Origin of the sequence: Streptomyces rimosus subsp. rimosus, from assembly GCF_000720725.1 — a bacterium.
GTDB lineage: Bacteria > Actinomycetota > Actinomycetes > Streptomycetales > Streptomycetaceae > Streptomyces > Streptomyces rimosus_A.
Genome location: NZ_JOCQ01000035.1, coordinates 30,483 through 49,910, shown reverse-complemented (window position 1 = coordinate 49,910; position 19,428 = coordinate 30,483). Strand labels below are relative to the sequence as shown.

The window sequence follows — 19,428 nt, the reverse complement described above, 5'->3', positions numbered from 1 at the left end:
CGGCAGGACTTACTTGCCGAGAAGCTTCTTGACCTTCGCGGCGTCGCCCGGGGCCATCACGGCGTTGCCGGTGAGGCGACGCGTCACGCGGGACGACTTGTGCTCGAGCAGGTGGCGCTTGCCGGCGCGCTCCCGCATCACCTTGCCGGAGCCGGTGATCTTGAAGCGCTTGCTGGCACCGCTGTGCGTCTTGTTCTTCGGCATGCGCCGTTCTCTCCTCTTGAGTGGCGCCCCCACCGGTCGGTGGACCGGCGCCCGGGGGCGTCAGATGTGTCGGTTGGAATCCGGGGCGGTCCCCGGCGTTCTCCGGGGCTCGCGCCCCCGGATCACGCCTCGGCGGGCTCCTCGGCGCCCTGCTCGGCAGCAGGGCCCTGGCGCTCCGCCTTGCGGGCGGCCTGCGCCTCACGGGCCTCGGCCATCGCCTCGGTCTTCTTCTTGTGCGGACCGAGGACCATGATCATGTTGCGGCCGTCCTGCTTCGGATTGGACTCGATGAAGCCCAGGTCCTGGACGTCCTCCGCGAGACGCTGCAGCAGTCGGAAGCCCAGCTCGGGGCGGGACTGCTCGCGACCACGGAACATGATCGTGATCTTGACCTTGTCACCCTGCTTGAGGAACCGGACGACGTGACCCTTTTTGGTGTCGTAGTCGTGCGGGTCGATCTTCGGCCGGAGCTTCATCTCCTTGATGACCGTGTGCGCCTGGTTCTTGCGCGCCTCACGGGCCTTCATGGCCGACTCGTACTTGAACTTTCCGTAGTCCATGAGCTTGCAGACCGGCGGACGGGCGTTCGCCGCCACCTCGACCAGGTCGAGGTCGTACTCCTGCGCAAGCTCCAGGGCCTTGGCAAGCGGCACGATGCCGACCTGCTCGCCACTGGGACCGACGAGTCGCACCTCGGGGACGCGAATCCGGTCGTTGATGCGGGGCTCGGCGCTGATGGATCCTCCTCGGTAGCACCACGCGACGGCCTGGCGGACTGCCGCGTAACGTCTGTTTCGGTATGACCAACCACGCCGCAGCACGAAAAATGCCCCGGACGGGACACAGGCGGGGCTCCTCAATGGATCGGGAGCACCGCCGCGATGTCACCGCGGGGCGCAGCCTGACCGTTGACCCGCCGGCCCTGGGGCTGGTCGGGTGGGAGATCGGAGCCTCCACTTGTGGGCCGGGCACGTCGGTGCTCGGCCGGTCGGACTCCCAGAATACACGAGTCAAGGGGCCGGGCCCCACTCGTCCGCGGACCGGCCGTGGGGCCGGGCCGCGCCCGCGCGCGGGCGGACCATAAGGTGGGGCCGACCCCTGAGCAGGAAGTGAAGCGCCAGCCATGAGTGACCAGACCCCGCAGCAGCCCGGCCCGGCGGAGCCGGCCGGTTCCGCCGCCCCCGCCAACCCCGACTTCGACGCGATGACCCGCGACATCGCGGACGTGCCGGCCGTCGAGGTGATCACCACGGTCGCCGTGCACCTGATGTCCTCGGCCGCGGTCAACCTCGGGCTCGCCGAGGACGGCGCCGACCACAAGGACCTGGACGAGGCCCGCAAGCTCATCCAGGCGCTGGCCGGGCTGGTGACGGCGAGCGCCACGGAGATCGGCTCGTACCACGCGGCGCCGCTGCGGGACGGGCTGAAGTCGCTGCAGCTCGCCTTCCGGGAGGCGTCGGTCGTGCCGGACGAGCCGGGGCAGGGGCCCGGGGAGAAGTTCACGGGGCCGGTGTACGGGTAGCCGGTCCCGCCTCGGCGCGCGGAGTGCGCCTTGCGCGCGTGGCGCCGCGTTCTGTGCACGTGGGCACCGCATTCTGTGCACGTGAGCGCCGCGTTCTGTGCGCGTAGGTGAGGAGGCCGCTCCCGGCCGGTGGTGCCGGGGGTGGCCTCCTCGTCGTACGGTGTGCCGCTACGCCGCGGAGCGTTCGTCCGCGACCAGCTTGGGCTCGTTCGGCGGGTGGGTGACCTGGTGCACCACCGCGGCCAGCGCGCCGCCGATCAGGGGCGCCACGATGAACAGCCACAGCTGCGACAGCGCGCCGCCGCCCGCGAACAGGGCGGGGCCGATGCTGCGGGCCGGGTTCACCGACGTACCGGTGAGCGGGATGCCGATGAGGTGCACGGTCGCCAGCGCCAGGCCGATCGGCAGGCCGTCGAAGCCGACCACCGCCACCCGGTGGGTGACCGCCAGCACCACGAACACCAGCAGGAACGTCAGCACGATCTCGGCCACGAAGGCGCCGCCGAGGTTGATGTGCACGGCGGAGCGGTCGGCCCACCCGTTGGAGCCGAAGGCCTCGTCGGTCTTCAGGCCCGGCACCTGCTTGGCGACCAGGAACAGCAGTGCGGCGCCGACGATGCCGCCCAGCAGCTGGGCGATCCAGTACTCGATCGCCGCGCGCAGGGTGATGCGGTGCGCCAGCAGCATGCCGAGCGTCACCGCCGGGTTGACGTGACTGCCCGAGATCGGGCCGATCGCGTACGCCAGGGCCAGCAGGGTGAAGCCGAATGCCAGGGCGATGCCGAAGGTTCCGATGTACTCGCCGGCCAGCACCGCGGAGCCGACGGCGAAGAACACCAGGAGCAGCGTGCCGAGGAACTCGGATACGACCGTGCGGGTCTCCGTTGTCGTCTCCATGGGGCCTCCTCGCCCGGATCTTGCGCTCTCCTTCGCATTGTGCGGCGGGGGGAGAAGTTCCGCCTGTTGAAGGAGTGGCGCCTATGAGCCGGGGACCGGGGCCGGAGATCAGCGGGTGAAGAACGCCCCCGAGGTGTCCGCGTCCGGCGGCAGCAGGGCCAGGTCGAGGCCCCGGACGAGCCGGGAGCGCAGGGTTTCGTCGGCGGCCAGCGCGGGGGCCAGCCGCTGGGCGACGGCGGCGGGCGTGGCGTCCGGGGCGAGCCCCAGGGACAGGGTCCCGTCGGCCTCCGCCGAGGGATCCAGGCGGGCGGCCAGCACATCCGGCTCGGCGGCCAGCAGGGCGCGCAGCGCGTCGGTGACGGCCGGGTCGGCCAGCGGGTCGGCGCTCTCCCGGCCCTCCGCGAGGGCGCGCAGCGCGGCACCGGTGAGCTGGTACGTCGCCGGACCCGCCAAGTCGATCACGACGGTGTCCGCCTTCTCGTGCGCGGCGGCGAGCAGTGCCTGCCGCAGCGGTACGGCCACCGGGCGGGCGTCCGGGCGCCAGCGGTGCAGCGTCTCCATCGACGTGAAGGCGGGCAGGGCGCGGCGGCCGTCGGGGGCCTGGAGCGTCGGCACCGCCATGTCGCTGTTCTTCTCCCGCTGGAGGCCGTCCGGGCCGGTCTCCACCTCGCCGAGGACGGCTACGACCGGTACGAGGAGCCGGGCCCGGCTCAGCAGCGGGAGGAGCCGGGCCTCGGTCTCCGGCGAGCGGCCGGCCGCGTGGTCGGCCAGCGCGGCGGCCAGTTCCGGGTCGGCGGAGCCGTCGTCGTTGGAGAAGTCCGAGGTGGGGATGTTTTTGAGCACGGGCTTGAGCTTAGTGGTGGGCCCTTTGGGCCCGGGGTTCGGGCCGGTCAGTCCGGTCAGTACGGTCAGTACGGTCAGTACGGTCCACTTTCGGCCGGGACCGTTCGGTGCTTCCGCCGGTTTCCGTCCCGTGCGGGCTCAGCGGGCTCAGGTGCGCCTGCGCCAGAAGATCGCCGATGCCGTGATCAGGGCCATGCCTGCGATCGTCGCGGTCCACGGGAGCCACGTCGAGTCGTCGGTGGGTGGTTCGGCGGCCGGGCCGGTGCCGAAATAGCGGCTCGTGTAGGCGGCGGGGTCGGGCTTCTGGGGGGTCGGCTTGAGGGTTTTGCCCTCTTCTATCGCGGCGGCCGGGTCGACCATGCCTGCGCCCAGTTCGTCGTTGCGGCCGCCCTCCGGTGCGTCCTGGGCGGTGTCGGTGAGGAGCTTCTTGATCTGGGCGGGGCTCAGGTCGGGGTGGGCGGCGCGGATCAGGGCCACCGCGCCGGAGACGAAGGCGGACGCGGCGCTGGTGCCCCAGCCCTCGTAGTACTTGCGGTCCGGATTGGCGATGACCACGCCGACGCCGGGCGCGCAGACCGTGGCGTACCAGCGGCGGGTGGAGAAGTTGGCGCGGGAGCCCCACTGGTCGACGGCGGTCACGGCGATCACGCCGGGGTAGGCGGCGGGGTAGGAGACGTGGTCGCCGTCCTTGCCGCCGTTGCCGGCCGAGGCGATGACGGGGACGCCCTTGCTCAGCGCGTACTGGATGGCGGCGTCCTCACGGGGCTCGGGGTGCGCGGAGCTGCTGTCGTCGCCGAGGGACAGGTTGATCACGTCGGCGCCGTGGTCGGTGGCCCAGCGGATGCCGTCGGCGAGGGCGCCCGCGCGCTCGGCGCGGGCGCGCTTGCGCTCCGGGTCGCTGTCTTCGAGGATCACCCGGACCGGCAGGATCTTGGCGTCCGGCGCCACGCCGATCACGCCGTCGGCCCGGTCGGCGCCGTGGCCGTGGCCCGCGATGATGCCGGACATCGCGGTGCCGTGCTCCGCCCATGCCTTGTCGCCGGGGCTCGCGCCGAAGCCGACCAGGTCGTTGGCGGGCAGCACCTGGCCCTGGAGGTCGGGGTGGCCCGCGTCGACGCCGGTGTCCAGGACGGCGACGGTGATGCCGTCGCCCTTGGTCGTCTCCCAGGCGTCCTGCGCGTTCATGGCCTTCAGGGCCCATTCCTGGGCCCGTATGCCGTCTGCGTGGGCGGGCAGCGCGGGCAGTACGGTCAGCGCCGCGGCGGACAGTGCGACACCGGCGGCGCGCAGCAGGGGCCTCCTGGTCATTGCGGCTCCGTGGTTCCCTTGGCGGCCTGCTTGCGGAAGGTCTGCTCGATGCGGTCGGTGACGGCCTTGGCGTCGTGGCCGAGTCCGGCTTCGGCGGGGGCGGTGGTGGCGCCGGTACGGGTGGCCTCGGCGGCGGGCTGCGGGGCGTCGACCGTACGGCCGTCGGCGAAGCCGGAGACGCCGTAGACGACGACGGGCAGGTCGTCGAGGACGCGGATGCTCCAGCTGGCGCGCTGGGCGGGTCCGAAGCCGGCGGCGGGGGTGCCCTTGGCGGCGTAGGGGCGGGGCATCAGGTCGGTACGGGTGTCCAGGTGCTCCTTGGCGAAGCGGCGGCGCAGGTCCCCCATTCCGGTGCGGTCGGCCTTGGTGGAGACGGCGCCGACGGTGATGACGCTGGTGCGGGTGGCGTCGACGTACGTGGCGCGCACCAGGCGGTCGCAGCCCACCGGGGCGAGCGCCTTGGTCAGCAGCGGGTCGAAGGCGCCCGCGCAGCTGCTGTCGGGCGCGACGGCGATGCGGATCCAGGTGCGGTCCGCGCCGCCGGGGCCGGTGCCCAGGCCGTTCAGGGTGCGGGGGAAGAGCGTGTCGACCGGGGCGCTGTGCCAGGCCTCGCGGCCGTGCGCGAAGACCGCCTCGGCGGCGGGGCTGCCGTCGGCGTCGTCGGCGAGCCAGCTGCCCGCGGCGGCGCCCGCGACGAGGCCGACGCCGAGTACCAGTCCGGCGGCGGCCAGCACGGTGCGCCGTACGGAACGGTGCGGGGCCGGGGCCGCGTACGGCGGGGCGGCGGGGGCCGGGGGCACGAGCGGGCCGGTGAGCGGGCTGCCCGTGGGGGGCGGCAGGTCTTCGGCGGGCGGTATCGGCGGCGGAGTGGAGGGCCGGGGTGTGGCGGCGCCGTCTTCCGTGCGCGCGGTGCCGGTCCGCCTCGGTTCGCCGTTCCAGAGCGCTTCGCTCTTGGCGAGGTGGAAGGCCGCGGTGTCGCGGGGCCCGGCGGAACGGTCCGTCACGGTCTGGGGCGGCACGGGCGGCTTGTCCGGCGATGCGGCGGCGGGCGGTGTGGCCGGTGCGTGGGTGGGACGGGGCGGGATGTTCGCCGGGGAGGGAATGTTCTCCGGGGACGGGCCGGCTGCTGCGGTGGCCGGGCCGGTCGGCGCCACGGCCTGGCCCGCCGGCGCGGCGGGCGGCATCGGGCCGGGGCCGGGCTTCGCGGGCCGCTCCGGCGGGACGGGGCGCAGCACGGCCGTCTGCGGGTCCTCGGCGGGCGGTGCCGGTGCCTGCAGGGGCGGGGTGCGGGGAAGGCGATGCGCGTCGGCGAAATCGGCTTCGGTGCTCACCCGCGCTCCCCCTCGCGCCCCTGGTCCCCGGCCCGGCCGGCAATCGGGGCAGGGTGGTTCGTATCCGGACATCACGCCGCTGACCTGCTGGTTGCGGCGTCCGCTCACTCTACGGGCTGCCGCCGCCGGTGCTCCAACTCGTCCGCCCTCCCCCGGTGTGCGGCGTCCGGTCTGTCGCGTTCTCTCCCCCTACCCACCCGTGGGGCCTTCTGGCAGGCTGCGGCCATGTCCCCGTACACGTGCGACACGGCTGCCGACCGGGCCCGTTACGACCGGGCCACCGCGCACCTCGACGCGCCGCTGGCGCTCGTGGACCTCGACGCCTTCGACGCGAACGCCGCGGATCTGGTGCGGCGCGCGCAGGGCAAGCCGCTGCGGGTGGCGAGCAAGTCGGTGCGCTGCCGGGCCCTGTTGGAACGGGCGCTGGCCCGGGAGGGTTTCGCGGGCGTCATGAGCTACACCCTGGCCGAGTCGCTGTGGCTGGCCCGGTCCGGGATCGAGGACGTACTGCTGGCGTATCCGTCGGCGGACCGGGAGGGCTTCGCGGAGCTGGCCGCCGATCCGAAACTGGCGGGTGCGGTGGCCGTGATGGTTGACGACGTGGCGCAGCTGGAGCTGATCGACGCCGCCCGGCCCGCCGGAGGCGGTGAGGAGGTGCGGGTGTGTCTGGAGTGGGACACCGCGTACCGGCCGCTGGGCGGACGGGTGCGGATCGGCGCGCGCCGGTCGCCGATGCACCGGCCGGAGCAGCTGGCCGCGCTCGCTCGTGCGGTGACGCGCCGTCCGGGGTTCCGGGTGGTGGGCCTGATGGCGTACGAGGGACATGTGGCGGGAGTGGGTGACGCGGTTGCCGGGCATCCGCTGCGCTCCCGTGCCGTACGGGCGATGCAGGCGGCGGCGCGCCGGGATCTGGCGCGGCGGCGGTGGGAAGTCGTACGTGCGGTGCGGGAAGCGGCGCCGGACCTGGAGTTCGTCAACGGCGGTGGCACGGGCAGCGTGCAGCACACGGCGGCGGAGGCCGCGGTGACCGAGATCGCGGCGGGGTCCGGCCTGTATGTGCCGCGGTTGTTCGACAACTACCGGTCTTTCACGGGCCGTCCGGCGGCCTTGTTCGCGCAGCCGGTGGTGCGGCGGCCGGGAGGTGGCGTTGTGACGGTGCTGGGCGGCGGCTATCCGGCGTCCGGTGTCGCGGGCCGGGACCGGTCGCCGGTGCCGTATCTGCCGGAAGGGCTGCGGTACGACCCGCAGGAGGAAGCGGGCGAGGTGCAGACGCCGCTGCTGGGGCCGGCCGCGGACGGGCTGCGGCTGGGCGACAAGGTGTGGTTCCGGCACGCCAAGGCCGGTGAGCTGTGCGAGCGGTTCGCGGCGCTGCACCTGGTCGAGGGAGACCGGGTGGTGGCGACGGTGCCGACGTACCGCGGGGAGGGCCGCACCTTCCTGTAGTTACGGTCCTCCCCGCGTACCGGGTCAGGCGTGGATGCGGTCCTTCTGGTCGGGGATGACCGTGCCGTCGGGGCGGCGGACCGGGCCGGTGCCGCCGTCGGTGTTGGTGTAGCCGGTGGTGGCGCAGGGGTACGTACCGGACTTCTGCGGCAGCGGCTCGATGAACATCGGGTTGACCACCCAGCGGCCGTCGGCGTTGTCGTAGCCGCGGCACATCAGTTCCGGCTGGTTGCGGTTGATGGCCAGGTGCACGCCGGTCGCGTCGTTGACGAAGGTGACGTCGGTGTTGGCGTCGCCGCCGCCGAGCGCGATGCGGTGCGCGGGGTCCTGGAACCGCCATGCCTCGGCGCCCTTGATCTTGAAGATCTCCTGGTTGATCAGGCAGCGCTTGCCGTCCATGTAGGGCAGCACCTCGCCGTGGCCGTCCTTGACGTCGCCGCAGCCGCGGATGCCGGTGGTGAACTTCCCGTTCTCGGTGAGGCTGCGGACGCCGATGGTGTGTGCGCGGTCGACGCCGACGCCGCCGGACCACGCCTCGGCGATGGTCTCGGAGGACGCGGAGACGATGTAGACCCGGAACCCGGCCGCCTTGAGGGTACGGATCAGGTCCTTCTGCTGGTCGTAGTAGCGGATGTAGCCGGCCAGCTGGTGGGTGCCGACGGTCTGCTTCGCGCCGATCGGCGCGGCGAGGTTCTCCGCGCGGGCCTGCTTGGCGTACGAGGTGACCTGGGCCGGGGTCAGGCCGGCGAACAGCTGGGGGATCCAGGCGTACTCGGGCTTGGTGCGGCGGTGGTTCCACTCGCCCGCGAAGGCGGCCTTGCCGCTCATGGTGCGGGCCTTGCCGCGGATCTCCATGATCTCGTCGGCGCAGGCGGCGTTCTTCGAGGTGCGCAGCGGGCGGCCGACGGGTACGGAGGTGCCGCACGCCTTGGTCAGGGCGCGGTCGGCGGCGGTGGTCATCCAGGGGCTGGTGGACTTCCAGCTCTTGGGCCGCAGGATCTTGTCGTGCTTCAGCGACCAGGCGAGCGTGGCGTCGGAGATGTCGTTCTTGACGACGGTGTTGTCCCAGTCGAAGGCGGCGACGGGGCGGCCCTCGGGACCCGGCTTCGGGTGGGAGCAGATACCGCGCTCGTCGATCATGCGCTGGATCTTGGCGCGGTTGTTCCCGTACCACGTGATGCTCTTGGAGAGCTGCGGACAGCTCGTACGCTCCGGGGCCTTCGCGGGGTGCGCGGGGCTCGCGGCGACGGCGGGTCCGGTGGCCGCCAGGGTCGAGACGGTCGCGGCGGCGGCGAGCCCCAGGGCGAGGGCGTGTCTGGTGCGCATGGTTCTCCGGGGGTTGGGGCGGAAGGTCGGCATTGACATTCCTGCGGGCAGGGGACCGGCGCGCCGGGGCACCGGTCCCGGTGGTGATCTTCGGACTGTATCCGCGAAAAAGGCTGTGGCCTACACGGGTGTGACGTACGCCCCTGCGATCCCGCCGTCCACCAGGAACTCCGCGGCGTTCACGAAGGAGGAGTCGTCGCTGGCGAGGAAGGCGACCGCGGCCGCGATCTCCTCGGGCTCGGCGAACCGGCCGACGGGGACGTGCACCAGGCGGCGCGCGGCGCGCTCCGGGTCCTTGGCGAACAGCTCCTTCAGCAGCGGCGTGTTCACCGGCCCCGGGCACAGCGCGTTCACCCGGATGCCCTCGCGGGCGAACTGCACGCCCAGCTCGCGGGACATCGACAGCACGCCGCCCTTGGAGGCGGTGTAGCTGATCTGCGAGGTGGCGGCGCCCATCACGGCCACGAAGGACGCGGTGTTGATGATGGAGCCCTTGCCCTGGCGCTGCATGTAGGGCAGCGCGTGCTTGCAGCACAGGTAGACGGAGGTGAGGTTGACCTCCTGGACGCGCTTCCAGGCGTCCAGCCCGGTGGTGAGGATCGAGTCGTCGTCGGCGGGCGAGATGCCGGCGTTGTTGAACGCCACGTCCACCGAGCCGTACGTGTCGTACGCGGCCTTGAACAGCGCCTCGACCTGGTCGGAGGCGGTCACGTCCACCTGGACGAAGATGCCGCCGACCTCTTCGGCGGCGGCCTTGCCGGCCTGCTCGTCGATGTCGGCGCAGACGACGTTCGCGCCCTCGGAGGCCAGCCGGCGGGCGGTGGCCAGGCCGATGCCGCTGCCGGCGCCGGTGATGACGGCGGTGCGGCCGACGAGGCGGCGGCACACGGGGGTCTCGCCGGCGCCGGTGGCCGCGGGGGTCTGGTCGGTCACTTAGCTCTCCTCGGTGCTGATGAAGATGTTCTTGGTCTCGGTGAAGGCGGCGAGCGCGCCGGGGCCGAGTTCGCGGCCGAGTCCGGACTGCTTGTAGCCACCGAACGGGGTCCAGTAGCGGACGCTGCTGTGCGAGTTGACGGAGAGGTTGCCGGCGGCGACCGCGCCGGACACCCGCAGGGCGCGGCCCACGTCACGGGTCCAGAGGGAGCCGGACAGGCCGTAGTCGGTGGCGTTGGCGAGCCGGACCGCGTCGGCCTCGTCCTCGAAGGGGATCGCGACGGCGACGGGTCCGAAGATCTCCTCGACGGCGGTACGGTCGTCCGGCCGCCCCTCCAGGACGGTGGCCGGGTACCAGAAGCCCTTGCCCTTGGGGGCCTCGCCGCGGATGGCGGCGGGCGCGTCCTCGGGGACGTAGGACCGTACGCGCTCGCGCTGGGCCGCGGAGATCAGCGGGCCCATCTGCGTGGCGGGGTCGGCCGGGTCGCCCGCGACGAACGACTTCACGGCGGGCTCCAGCAGCTCCATGAAGCGGTCGTAGACGGAGCGCTGGACCAGGATGCGGCTGCGGGCGCAGCAGTCCTGGCCGGTGTTGTCGAGGAAGGAGCCGGGCGCTGCGGCCGCGGCCCGTTCGAGGTCGGCGTCCGCGAAGACGATGTTGGGGCTCTTGCCGCCGAGTTCGAGGGTGAGCCGCTTGGTCTGCGCGGCGCACTTGGCGGCGATGCCGCGTCCGGTGGCGGTGGAGCCGGTGAAGACGACCTTGGCCACGCCGGGATGTCCGACCAGGGCGTTGCCGGTCACCGCGCCCTCGCCGGGCAGCACCTGGAACAGCCCCTCGGGCACGCCCGCCTCCAGCGCGTACTCGGCGAGCCGGAGGGCGGTGAGTGGGGTGGTCTCGGCGGGTTTGAGGAGGACGGCGTTGCCCGCCGCCAGCGCGGGGGCCGTGCCCCAGGCGGCGATCGGCATCGGGAAGTTCCAGGGCGCGATGACGGCGACGACGCCCAGCGGCTCCTGGACGGTGATGTTCAGGCCGCCGGCGACCGGGATCTGGGTGCCGGTCAGCCGCTCCACTCCCCCGGCGGCGTATTCCAGCAGGTCGACGACGTTGTTCGCCTCCCACTCGGCGTTTCCCAGGGGGTGCCCGGCCTCGGCCAGTTCGAGCCGGGCGAGCGCGGGGACATGGTCCCGTACGACCCCGGCGAACCGCCGCAGCACACGGGCCCGGTCGCCGGGCGGCAGCGCGGCCCACTTCTCCTGCGCCGCGGCGGCCCGCCGGACCGCCTCGTCCACCTCGGCGGGGGTGGTGACGGGGACGACGGCTACCGGTTCCTCCGTCGCCGGGTTGATGATGCGCAGCTCTTGCAACACGTGGCGGTCTTCCTTACATGCGCTCGAAGGAGCGGAAGCGCTCCCAGTCCGTGACGGCGGCGTCGTACGCGTCCTGTTCGACGCGGGCCATGTGCAGGTAGTGCTCGACGACCTCGTCGCCGAACGCCTCGCGGGCGATGGGGCTCGCCTCCCACAGGGCGGCGGCCTCGCGCAGGGTGGCGGGCACGTGCTCGGCGTCGCCGGTGTAGGCGTTGCCCGTACACGCCTCGGGGAGTTCGAGTTCGTGCTCTATTCCGTACAGGCCCGCGGCGACCATGGCGGCGACCGCGAGGTACGGGTTGACGTCGCCGCCGGGCAGCCGGTTCTCCAGGCGGTGGCCGGGGCCGTGGCCGATGACGCGCAGCGCGCAGGTGCGGTTGTCCGGGCCCCAGGCGACGGCGGTGGGGGCGAAGGAGCCGGGCCGGAAGCGCTTGTAGGAGTTGATGTTGGGGGCGTAGAAGAGCGTGAAGTCGCGCAGCGCGGCGAGCTGCCCGGCGAGGAAGTGCCGCATGACCCGGGACATGCCGTACGGTTCCGCGTCGTCCGCGAGCACGGGCTGCCCGGCCTCGTCGCGCAGCGAGAGGTGGATGTGGCAGGAGTTGCCCTCGCGCTCGTTGTACTTGGCCATGAAGGTCAGCGCCATGCCCTCCTGGGCGGCGATCTCCTTGGCGCCGGTCTTGTAGACCGTGTGCTGGTCGCAGGTGGTCAGCGCCTCGTCGTAGCGGAACGCGATCTCGTGCTGGCCGAGGTTGCACTCGCCCTTGGCGGACTCCACGGTCATCCCGGCGGCGCCCATCTCGTTGCGGATGCGGCGCAGCAGCGGCTCGACGCGGCCGGTGCCGAGGATCGAGTAGTCGGTGTTGTACTGGTTGGCGGGGGTCAGCTCCCGGTAGCCGCGGTTCCAGGCGTCCTCGTAGGTGTCGCGGAAGACGATGAACTCAAGCTCCGTGCCCGCGTACGCGTTCCAGCCGCGCTCGGCGAGCCGGTCGAGCTGGCGGCGCAGGATCTGCCGCGGGGAGGCGGCGACCGGTGAGCCGTCGTGCCAGGCGAGGTCGGCGGTGAGCAGGGCGGTGCCGGGGTTCCAGGGGGTGCGGCGCAGGGTGGCGGCGTCGCCGTGCATGGCGAAGTCGCCGTAACCGCGCTCCCAGGAGGACATCGCGTAGCCCTGGACGGTGTTGAGGTCCACGTCCACCGCGAGGAGGTAGTTGCAGCCCTCGGTGCCGTGCTCCAGTACCTCGTCGAGGAAGTGCCGGGCGGCGAACCGCTTGCCGGTGAGCCTGCCCTGCATGTCGGTGAAGGCCAGGACGACAGTGTCGATCTCCCCGGCGTCGACGAGCCGTCTCAGCTCCTCGACGGGGAGCGGGGGCGTGCGGTCTGCCACGGTGGTGCCTCCTGTCGCTGCGTCCGGAGGTCATAAGGTAGGGCGGCGAACCATTGGTTGGGAAGGGGTTCCGGTGGACGGTGCTGGAGATGGCGTGGCGGACGGCCGGGAGGAGTGCCCCGCGGACCGGCTGGCGCCCGTGCTGCGCCCGGTGCGGGCGGGCAACGGCTTCGAGGAGGCGCTGGAGCAGATACTCCAGATCGTCCGGCTGGGCCTGGTGCCCGGGGGCGAACGCCTGCCCGCGGAGCGCGAGTTGGCGGAGCGGCTGCACATCAGCCGGGTGACGCTGCGCGAGGTGCTCAAGGTGCTCCAGGACGAGGGTCTGGTGGAGAGCCGGCGCGGCCGTTACGGCGGCACGTTCGTACGGCCGCGCCGGCAGAACGCGGACGAGGACGAGCTGCGGCGCCGCATCGGCAAGGTCGACGTCGAGGACACGCTGCGGTTCCGCGAGGTGCTGGAGGTGGGCGCCGCGGGGCTGTGCGCCGCGCACGGCCTGGACGACGCGCAGGCGCGACGGCTGCGGGAGGCGCTGGCGGCGACGCACGACGCGCCGCTGGCGGACTACCGGCGGCGGGACACGCTGCTGCACCTGACGCTGGCCGAGCTGGCCGGTTCGCCGTCGCTGGCGGCGCAGTACGCCGCCGTGCGGGCGGGCGTGAACGAGTTGCTGGACTGCATCCCGCTGCTGGTGCGCAACCTGGAGCACTCGCAGGCGCAGCACACCGCCCTGGTCGAAGCGGTACTGGAGGGGGACGCGGACGGGGCGCGGGAGGTGATGCGCGAACACTGCGCGGGTACGGCGGCGTTGCTGCGCGGGTTCTTGACGGCCCCGCCGCCGTAACCAGTCTTTTACGCAGGGGTCTTGCGCTCGGCAGCATCGCGAGGCAAAGGTATGCGGCTAAACCTTTACCGCACCACTTCCCCCTCACCCACCCCCGGCGAGCAGGAGCGGCTCATGGCCGACAGCACCGACCCCCGCACCGCACCGCCCTTCGACCCCGCGCCCGGCGCTTCCCCGTCCCAGGACGCCTACCTGCAAAAACGCACCCTGCGGCGGGGCAGCGCGGGCCCGCTCCTGCTCACCGGCCTGGGCGTCGCGTACGTCGTCTCCGGCGACTTCTCCGGCTGGAACAACGGCCTCGCCCAGGGCGGCTTCGGCGGTCTGGCCATCGCCGCGCTCCTGATGGGCGTGATGTACACCTGCCTGGTCTTCGCGCTGGCCGAACTGGCCTCGATCCTGCCGACGGCGGGCGGCGGCTACGGCTTCGCGCGGCGCGCGCTGGGCACCTGGGGCGGCTTCCTGACCGGCACCGCCATCCTCATCGAGTACGTGCTCGCGCCCGCCGCGATCTCCATCTTCATCGGCGACTACGTGGAATCCCTCGGCCTGTTCGGGCTGACCTCCAGCCGGCCCGTGTACCTGGCCTGCTTCGTCGTCTTCATCGGCATCCACCTGTGGGGCGTGGGCGAGGCCCTGCGCTTCAGCCTGGCCGTCACCGCCGTCGCGGTCGCCGCCGTCGTCGTCTTCGCGTTCGGCGCGCTCAGCGACTTCCACGTCAGCGCCCTGAACGACATCCCCGCAGACGCGAACGCCTTCGGCTCCAGTTCCTGGCTCCCCTTCGGCGTCCTCGGCATCTGGGCCGCCTTCCCCTTCGGCATGTGGTTCTTCCTCGGCGTCGAGGGCGTGCCGCTGGCAGCCGAGGAGACCAGGGACCCGGCCCGTACGCTGCCGAAGGCGATGGCCGCCGCGATGGGCATCCTGCTGCTGCTCGCGCTGGTCACCTTCGCCGCCGCGACCGGCGCCCGGGGCTCCGCCGCCATCCAGTCCGTGGGCGACCCGCTGGTCCAGGCACTGCAACCGCACGGCGAGCCCACCACCGTCTCCCGCATCGTCAACTACGCGGGCCTCGCCGGGCTGGTGGCGTCCTTCTTCTCCTTGATCTTCGCCGGTTCCCGCCAGTTGTTCGCGCTCTCCCGGGCCGGCTACCTGCCCCGCTTCCTCTCCCTCACCAGCCGCCGCAAGGCCCCGTACCTGGCGCTGCTGGTGCCCGGCGCGCTCGGCTTCGCGCTGGCCGCCGCGACCGGCGACGGCGCCCGCATGCTCAACATCGCCGTCTTCGGCGCCACCATCTCCTACGCCCTGATGTCGCTCTCGCACATCGTGCTGCGCCGCCGCGAGCCGCGGCTGCCCCGCCCGTACCGCACCCCCGGCGGCGTCTTGACCTCCGCCACCGCCTTCGTCCTGGCCTGCGCGGCGCTGGTGGCGACCTTCCTCGTCGACAAGCAGGCCGCCTTCATCGCCCTCGCCGTCTACGGCGTGGCCCTCGCGTACTTCGCCCTCTACTCCCGGCACCGGCTGGTCGCGGCGGCCCCGGAGGAGGAGTTCGCGGCGCTCGCGGCGGCCGAGGCCGAACTCGAACGCGACTGATCCGCCCCCCGCCCGCACCCTTCGGAGGCCCCATGTCCCCCGCACCACCCCTCATCGGCGTCACCACCTACCTCGCCGACGACGCCCGCTGGGGCGTCTGGGCCCTGCCCGCCGCACTGCTCCCGGCCGGCTACCACCGCCTCGTCCAGCGCTCCGGCGGCCTGGCCGCCCTGCTGCCGCCCGGCGACCCCGGCACCGCGGCGGAGATTCTCGCCCGGCTGGACGGCCTGGTGATCGCGGGCGGCCCGGACGTCGAACCCGTACGGTACGGAGCCGACCCCGACCCGCGCACCGGGCCCCCGGCCCGTGACCGGGACACCTGGGAGCTGGCGCTGATCGAGGCCGCCCTGCAGGCGCGCGTGCCGCTGCTCGGCATCTGCCGGGGCATGCAGCTGCTGAACGTCGCCCTGGGCGGCACCCTCGTCCAGCACATCGACGGCCACGCGGGTCCCGCCGGGCTCTTCGCCCGCCACGAGGTCAAGCCGGAGCCCGGCACCCTGCTCGGCGGCATCCTGCCCGAGGCGGTGTCCGTACCGACCTACCACCACCAGTCCGTCGACCGCCTCGGCCACGGCCTGCACCCCTCCGCCCACGCGACGGACGGCACGGTCGAAGCCCTGGAAATGCCCGGCGCGGACCACTTCGTCCTGTCCGTGCAGTGGCATCCGGAGGCCGGGGACGACACACGGGTGATGGACGCGCTGGTGGCCGCGGCGCACGGGGACTGACGCCCCGCACCGGCACTCCCATATGGCCACGTATTCGCGGCGGCAAACCCATCCGATTCGGCGATGCAAGCCCGGGCCCGAGGCTGGCTACGCTCGCTGCATCGGCGCTGACCTGCGTCAACGCCGTACGGAATTCGCTCGTGCAGCGATGCCCGGCCACGTGCTGTTTTGCCGATGAAAGTGGGTTGTGCCATGTCGTTCCGACACCTCATCAGGTCCGCTGCCGCCGTGGGACTGTCCTCCGCGCTCGTTCTCGGCTTCTCGGCCGGGCAGGGATCCGCCGCGGTGGCCGCCGCCGGGCAGTGCGGCGGCAGCGAACGCGACTTCACCGATGCGCCGCGGCCCGGCGGCCCCGCCGCGTTCGAGCTGTCCAAGCCGTACACCCAGGACGGCACCAAGGTGCGGACCGTGCAGTTCAACGCGGACCACGCACTCACGGTCGTGCCGACGGACTCCGCGAGCACGGCGCAGGGCAACTGGATCTACGAGGCGCCCAACGGCAGCAATCCCGCCAAGAGGGGGGTGGTCACCTTCGTGACGCAGGTGACCACGTCCGACGGAGTGCGCTACCGCACGGTCTTCACCGTCCCCCACCCGGTCTGCAACCCGCGCAACCAGCAGCGGCCCACCAACGTCTTCCAGATCAGAGGCGACCGCACGGTCACCGTCATCGCCTCCAACGGCCGGACGGCCACCGGCGCGGACGCGGCGTACCAGGCCGACCGATGAGGCGCGCGCTCAGGGCAGCGCCCGGGTCAGCCCCAGCAAGTGGCGGGCCGGACCTGCCGGGCGCTGCCCCGACGGCCAGACGGCCCGCAGGTCGCGGCCGAAGCGGGTACCGAGGACGGGGACCTCGACCAGCCGCCGCGCCGCAAGCTCCTCCCCCACGGCCAGTTCGCTCAGCACCGAGGGGCCCGCGCCGCTCACCGCCGCCGCCTTGACCGCCGTGGTGGAGGCCAGCTCCAGCAGCGGGGCCGCCAGGCCGCCGTGTCCGGCCAGGGCCGCGTCCAGGACCTGACGGGTACCGGAGCCGTGTTCGCGCAGGATCAGCGGGGTGGCGGCCAGTTCGGCGACGGTCAGCTCCGTGCGGCGCCGGGCCCACGGATGGGCGGGCGCGGCGACCACCACCAGCCGGTCGTGGCCGATGACCGCGCCGTCCAGCCCGGCGGGTACGTCCAGCCCCTCCACGAAACCGAGGTCGGCCTCGCCCGCGAGGAGCCGCTCGGCGACCGCGGCGGAGTTCCCGGCCAGCAGGGACACCGCGGTATCGGGGCGCTGGGCGCGCAGCGCGATGAGCCAGCCGGGCAGCAGGTATTCGGCGATGGTCATGCTGGCGGCCACCCGCAGCCGCGAGTCCCGCCGTCCCCGCAGCGCCTGCGCGCCCGCGTCGAAGGCTTCGGCGGCCTCCACCACCCGTCGCGCCCAGTCCGTGACCAGCGCTCCCGCGTCCGTCAGGCGCGAGCCGCGCGGCGAGCGCTCGACGAGGGCCACGCCCAGCTGCTGTTCCATCGAGCGGATCCGGCTGCTGGCGGCGGGCTGGCTGATGCCCCGCTCGCGGGCGGCCCGCCCGAGGCTGCCGAGCCGGGCGACGGCGAGCAGCAGTTCCAGCGCGCCGAGGTCCGGTACCCGGTGCGCGAGCGGTACCACCGGGCCCGCGTCGGATCGCTCTTCGCCGTTCGCTCTGGCCATAACCCCAGCTTATGCCCTCATAGAAACGGGGTCCCTGGCGGGCGGCGGGACGGGCGGTGAAGCTGGGACCATGGCATCCCCGACGCAGTCCTCCGCCCGCACCGGCCCCCGCCTCGTCGCCCGCGCCCCCGGCGCGCCCCCGGCGGCCCTGCGTCACCTCGGCCCCAACTGGTACGCCACCGTGATGGGCACCGCCATCGTCGCCAACGCCGGCGCCGCCCTCCCGCACACCCCGCTGCTGCGCGGCGTGTACGTCGCGGTCTGGGCGCTGTCCGCCGCCCTGCTGCTGGTCCTGCTGGCCGCCCGTACCGCCCACTGGCTCCACCACACCGACCAGGCGCGCCGCCACCTGCTCGACCCGGCGGTGGCGCCGTTCTACGGCTGTCTGTCGATGGCGCTGCTGGCGGTCGGCGGCGGGACGCTCGCCGTCGGTACCGATGTGCTCGGCGAGCCGGCCGCGGTCGCGGTGGACGCCGTGCTGTGGTGCGCCGGGACGGCGGCCGGGCTCACGGCGGCCGCGGCGGTGCCGTATCTGATGGTGGCCCGGCACCGGATCGAACCCGGCACCGCCTCCCCGGTATGGCTCCTGCCGCTGGTGGCCCCCATGGTCTCGGCGGCGCTCGGCCCCGGCCTGGTGCCGCACCTGCCCGCCGGGCAGTGGCAGCAGGCGATGCTCCTCGCCTGTTACGCGATGTTCGGGATGTCGCTGCTGGCCACGCTGCTGATGCTGCCGCTGGTCGTGGCCCGGCTGCTCCACCACGGCCCGCTGCCGCTCGCGCTGACCCCGACGCTCTTCCTCGTCCTCGGCCCGCTGGGCCAGTCCACGACCGCGGTCGGCAACCTCGCCGACGCCGCGCCCGGCGCGGTCGGCGCCGGATACGCGCGGGCGATGAGCGCCTTCGCGCTGCTGTACGGCGTGCCCGTCATGGGCTTCGCGCTGCTGTGGCTGGCGCTGGCGACGGCGCTGGTCGTCCGGGCCCTCCGCGCCGGGATGACGTTCTCGATGACCTGGTGGGCGTTCACCTTCCCGGTCGGTACGTGCGTGACGGGCGCGGCCGGTCTCGCCCGCCACACCGGCCTCACGGCCTTCACCTGGCTCGCGGTGGGGCTGTTCGGCGTACTGGCGACGGCCTGGCTGGTGGCGGGGGTGCGTACGGCGCGGGGGCTGGCGTGCGGCCGGCTGCTCGCGCCGCCGCAGCCCGCGCCCGCGGCGCCTCCCGTACCGGAACGGCCGGTCAGCGTGCCTGCTCCAGCGCGGCCCTGAGCACCCCGGCCGCCTCCACCAGCGACGGCCCGTACCAGGTCAGGTGGCGCCCGCTGACCAGGGCGGCGGGCAGCCCCGGGAATGCCTCGGGGCCGTCGTCCGCCGTGAAGCGGTACGGCTCGTCCGGCAGCACGACCAGGTCGGCGCCGCGGGCGTTCAGCTCCTCGACCGGTATGCGCGGATACCGGTCGGCGTGGCCCGCGTACAGGTTCGCCACGCCCAGCCGCGCGAGCAGGTCGCCCGCGAAGGTGTCGCGGCCCAGCACCATCCACGGCCGCCGCCAGATCGGCACCACGGCGCCCCGCGGCTCCGCCGCTCCGGCCCGTACGTCCCGCCAGGCGTCCGCCGCGTCGTCCAGCCAGCCGGGCCGGGGCAGTCCGCAGCCGCGCACCAGCACCCGGTCCAGTTCGCGCAGCGCCTGATCGAGGTCGCGGATCTCGGTGACCAGCACGTCCAGCCCGGCCGCCCGCAGCGCCCCGAGGTCCGGCGCCCGGTTCTCCTCCTCGTTGGCCAGCACGAGATCGGGCGCGAGGGCGGCGATCCGGGCGGTGTCCGGGTTCTTGGTGCCGCCCAGGCGCGGCACGTCCAGCCCGGCGGGGTGACTGCACCAGTCGGTGGCACCGACGAGCAGTTCGGGCGCGGTGGCGGCCACGGCCTCGGTGAGCGAGGGCACGAGGGAGACCACGCGTGGGGTGCGGCGCTGACCGGTCGTCATCACCCCACGGTACGCGGCCGAGGCGCCCCGCACGCACGAAGGCCCCGC

The 19,428-nt window shown here is 73.4% G+C and carries 19 protein-coding genes; 7 read left to right on the top strand and 12 right to left on the bottom strand.

Translation table 11 applies throughout. The features are described 5' to 3' along the window. Positions 1-9: 9 nt before the first annotated feature. Positions 10-204 carry a 50S ribosomal protein L35 gene (gene rpmI, locus IH45_RS0119510; RefSeq protein WP_003985534.1) on the bottom strand — a complete coding sequence of 65 codons (195 nt, stop codon included), beginning with the start codon at positions 202-204 and terminating at the stop codon, positions 10-12. 122 nt (positions 205-326) lie between these two features. Continuing rightward, positions 327-1,022: a translation initiation factor IF-3 gene (infC, locus tag IH45_RS0119505; RefSeq protein WP_078881992.1), complete on the bottom strand. Its 696-nt coding sequence runs from the start codon at positions 1,020-1,022 to the stop codon at positions 327-329. A gap of 305 nt (positions 1,023-1,327) precedes the next feature. Between infC and IH45_RS0119500 the strand changes: the two genes are divergently transcribed. Then, the gene (locus tag IH45_RS0119500) at positions 1,328-1,726 is read left to right on the top strand and encodes a DUF1844 domain-containing protein (protein WP_030669581.1); all 399 of its coding nucleotides are present in this window, start codon (positions 1,328-1,330) and stop codon (positions 1,724-1,726) included. 168 nt (positions 1,727-1,894) lie between these two features. Here the strand turns inward: IH45_RS0119500 and IH45_RS0119495 are convergent, their stop codons facing one another. The 4 genes from IH45_RS0119495 to IH45_RS1000000149985 form a co-directional block, all read right to left on the bottom strand. After that, positions 1,895-2,623, bottom strand: a complete 729-nt coding sequence (locus tag IH45_RS0119495; protein ID WP_032917850.1) for an MIP family channel protein — start codon at positions 2,621-2,623, stop codon at positions 1,895-1,897. Between the two features lie 108 nt (positions 2,624-2,731). After that, positions 2,732-3,466, bottom strand: a complete 735-nt coding sequence (locus IH45_RS0119490; RefSeq protein ID WP_030669574.1) for an SseB family protein — start codon at positions 3,464-3,466, stop codon at positions 2,732-2,734. Positions 3,467-3,613: 147 nt separating this feature from the next. Beyond that, a complete protein-coding gene (mycP, locus tag IH45_RS0119485) occupies positions 3,614-4,774 on the bottom strand; it encodes a type VII secretion-associated serine protease mycosin (RefSeq protein WP_030669572.1) in 1,161 nt (386 codons plus the stop codon). Then, positions 4,771-6,105, bottom strand: a complete 1,335-nt coding sequence (locus IH45_RS1000000149985; RefSeq protein ID WP_234440596.1) for a hypothetical protein — start codon at positions 6,103-6,105, stop codon at positions 4,771-4,773. Before IH45_RS1000000149985 ends, mycP begins: the two co-directional genes overlap by 4 nt. A 225-nt stretch (positions 6,106-6,330) precedes the next feature. Between IH45_RS1000000149985 and IH45_RS0119475 the strand changes: the two genes are divergently transcribed. Continuing rightward, the gene (locus IH45_RS0119475) at positions 6,331-7,548 is read left to right on the top strand and encodes an amino acid deaminase/aldolase (RefSeq protein WP_030669565.1); all 1,218 of its coding nucleotides are present in this window, start codon (positions 6,331-6,333) and stop codon (positions 7,546-7,548) included. A gap of 24 nt (positions 7,549-7,572) precedes the next feature. Here the strand turns inward: IH45_RS0119475 and IH45_RS0119470 are convergent, their stop codons facing one another. The 4 genes from IH45_RS0119470 to IH45_RS0119455 form a co-directional block, all read right to left on the bottom strand. After that, positions 7,573-8,874 carry an HAD family hydrolase gene (locus tag IH45_RS0119470; protein ID WP_030669562.1) on the bottom strand — a complete coding sequence of 434 codons (1,302 nt, stop codon included), beginning with the start codon at positions 8,872-8,874 and terminating at the stop codon, positions 7,573-7,575. A gap of 120 nt (positions 8,875-8,994) precedes the next feature. Then, the gene (locus IH45_RS0119465; RefSeq protein ID WP_030669559.1) at positions 8,995-9,807 is read right to left on the bottom strand and encodes a 3-oxoacyl-ACP reductase; all 813 of its coding nucleotides are present in this window, start codon (positions 9,805-9,807) and stop codon (positions 8,995-8,997) included. Continuing rightward, entirely contained in the window at positions 9,808-11,175 is a 1,368-nt protein-coding gene (locus tag IH45_RS0119460) for an aldehyde dehydrogenase family protein (protein ID WP_030669556.1), read from the bottom strand. Between the two features lie 13 nt (positions 11,176-11,188). After that, complete coding sequence (locus tag IH45_RS0119455) at positions 11,189-12,556, bottom strand: glutamine synthetase family protein (protein ID WP_030669553.1); 1,368 nt, start codon at positions 12,554-12,556, stop codon at positions 11,189-11,191. 73 nt (positions 12,557-12,629) lie between these two features. On the opposite strand from IH45_RS0119455, the gene IH45_RS0119450 reads away from it, so the two are divergent. The 4 genes from IH45_RS0119450 to IH45_RS0119435 all read left to right on the top strand — a co-directional run bounded on the left by IH45_RS0119450 (position 12,630) and on the right by IH45_RS0119435 (position 16,441). After that, positions 12,630-13,397 (top strand): FadR/GntR family transcriptional regulator, encoded by a 768-nt coding sequence (locus IH45_RS0119450; protein ID WP_394298686.1) that lies wholly within the window; start codon positions 12,630-12,632, stop codon positions 13,395-13,397. 114 nt (positions 13,398-13,511) lie between these two features. Continuing rightward, positions 13,512-14,984, top strand: coding sequence for an ethanolamine permease (eat, locus tag IH45_RS0119445; RefSeq protein ID WP_030669546.1), 1,473 nt, complete (start codon positions 13,512-13,514; stop codon positions 14,982-14,984). A gap of 32 nt (positions 14,985-15,016) precedes the next feature. Next, positions 15,017-15,712 carry a gamma-glutamyl-gamma-aminobutyrate hydrolase family protein gene (locus IH45_RS0119440; protein ID WP_030669543.1) on the top strand — a complete coding sequence of 232 codons (696 nt, stop codon included), beginning with the start codon at positions 15,017-15,019 and terminating at the stop codon, positions 15,710-15,712. A 228-nt stretch (positions 15,713-15,940) separates the two neighbouring features. Beyond that, positions 15,941-16,441, top strand: coding sequence for a hypothetical protein (locus IH45_RS0119435; protein WP_158813145.1), 501 nt, complete (start codon positions 15,941-15,943; stop codon positions 16,439-16,441). A 9-nt stretch (positions 16,442-16,450) separates the two neighbouring features. Here the strand turns inward: IH45_RS0119435 and IH45_RS0119430 are convergent, their stop codons facing one another. After that, positions 16,451-17,401, bottom strand: coding sequence for a LysR family transcriptional regulator (locus IH45_RS0119430; protein WP_030669538.1), 951 nt, complete (start codon positions 17,399-17,401; stop codon positions 16,451-16,453). A gap of 70 nt (positions 17,402-17,471) precedes the next feature. Between IH45_RS0119430 and IH45_RS0119425 the strand changes: the two genes are divergently transcribed. After that, positions 17,472-18,665 carry a TDT family transporter gene (locus IH45_RS0119425; protein WP_030669536.1) on the top strand — a complete coding sequence of 398 codons (1,194 nt, stop codon included), beginning with the start codon at positions 17,472-17,474 and terminating at the stop codon, positions 18,663-18,665. On the opposite strand, the gene IH45_RS0119420 is transcribed toward IH45_RS0119425, so the two are convergent. After that, entirely contained in the window at positions 18,637-19,380 is a 744-nt protein-coding gene (locus IH45_RS0119420) for a helical backbone metal receptor (RefSeq protein ID WP_030669534.1), read from the bottom strand. The genes IH45_RS0119425 and IH45_RS0119420 overlap by 29 nt on opposite strands. Positions 19,381-19,428: the final 48 nt, after the last annotated feature.

What these genes read in the sequence shown, in the direction of transcription:
- rpmI (WP_003985534.1), bottom strand. Translation starts at nt 204, where the DNA reads ATGCCGAAGAACAAGACGCACAGCGGTGCCAGCAAGCGCTTCAAGATC.
- IH45_RS0119500 (WP_030669581.1), top strand. Translation starts at nt 1,328, where the DNA reads ATGAGTGACCAGACCCCGCAGCAGCCCGGCCCGGCGGAGCCGGCCGGT.
- IH45_RS0119495 (WP_032917850.1), bottom strand. Translation starts at nt 2,623, where the DNA reads ATGGAGACGACAACGGAGACCCGCACGGTCGTATCCGAGTTCCTCGGC.
- mycP (WP_030669572.1), bottom strand. Translation starts at nt 4,774, where the DNA reads ATGACCAGGAGGCCCCTGCTGCGCGCCGCCGGTGTCGCACTGTCCGCC.
- IH45_RS0119475 (WP_030669565.1), top strand. Translation starts at nt 6,331, where the DNA reads ATGTCCCCGTACACGTGCGACACGGCTGCCGACCGGGCCCGTTACGAC.
- IH45_RS0119470 (WP_030669562.1), bottom strand. Translation starts at nt 8,874, where the DNA reads ATGCGCACCAGACACGCCCTCGCCCTGGGGCTCGCCGCCGCCGCGACC.
- eat (WP_030669546.1), top strand. Translation starts at nt 13,512, where the DNA reads ATGGCCGACAGCACCGACCCCCGCACCGCACCGCCCTTCGACCCCGCG.
- IH45_RS0119440 (WP_030669543.1), top strand. Translation starts at nt 15,017, where the DNA reads ATGTCCCCCGCACCACCCCTCATCGGCGTCACCACCTACCTCGCCGAC.
- IH45_RS0119430 (WP_030669538.1), bottom strand. Translation starts at nt 17,401, where the DNA reads ATGGCCAGAGCGAACGGCGAAGAGCGATCCGACGCGGGCCCGGTGGTA.
- IH45_RS0119425 (WP_030669536.1), top strand. Translation starts at nt 17,472, where the DNA reads ATGGCATCCCCGACGCAGTCCTCCGCCCGCACCGGCCCCCGCCTCGTC.
- IH45_RS0119420 (WP_030669534.1), bottom strand. Translation starts at nt 19,380, where the DNA reads ATGACGACCGGTCAGCGCCGCACCCCACGCGTGGTCTCCCTCGTGCCC.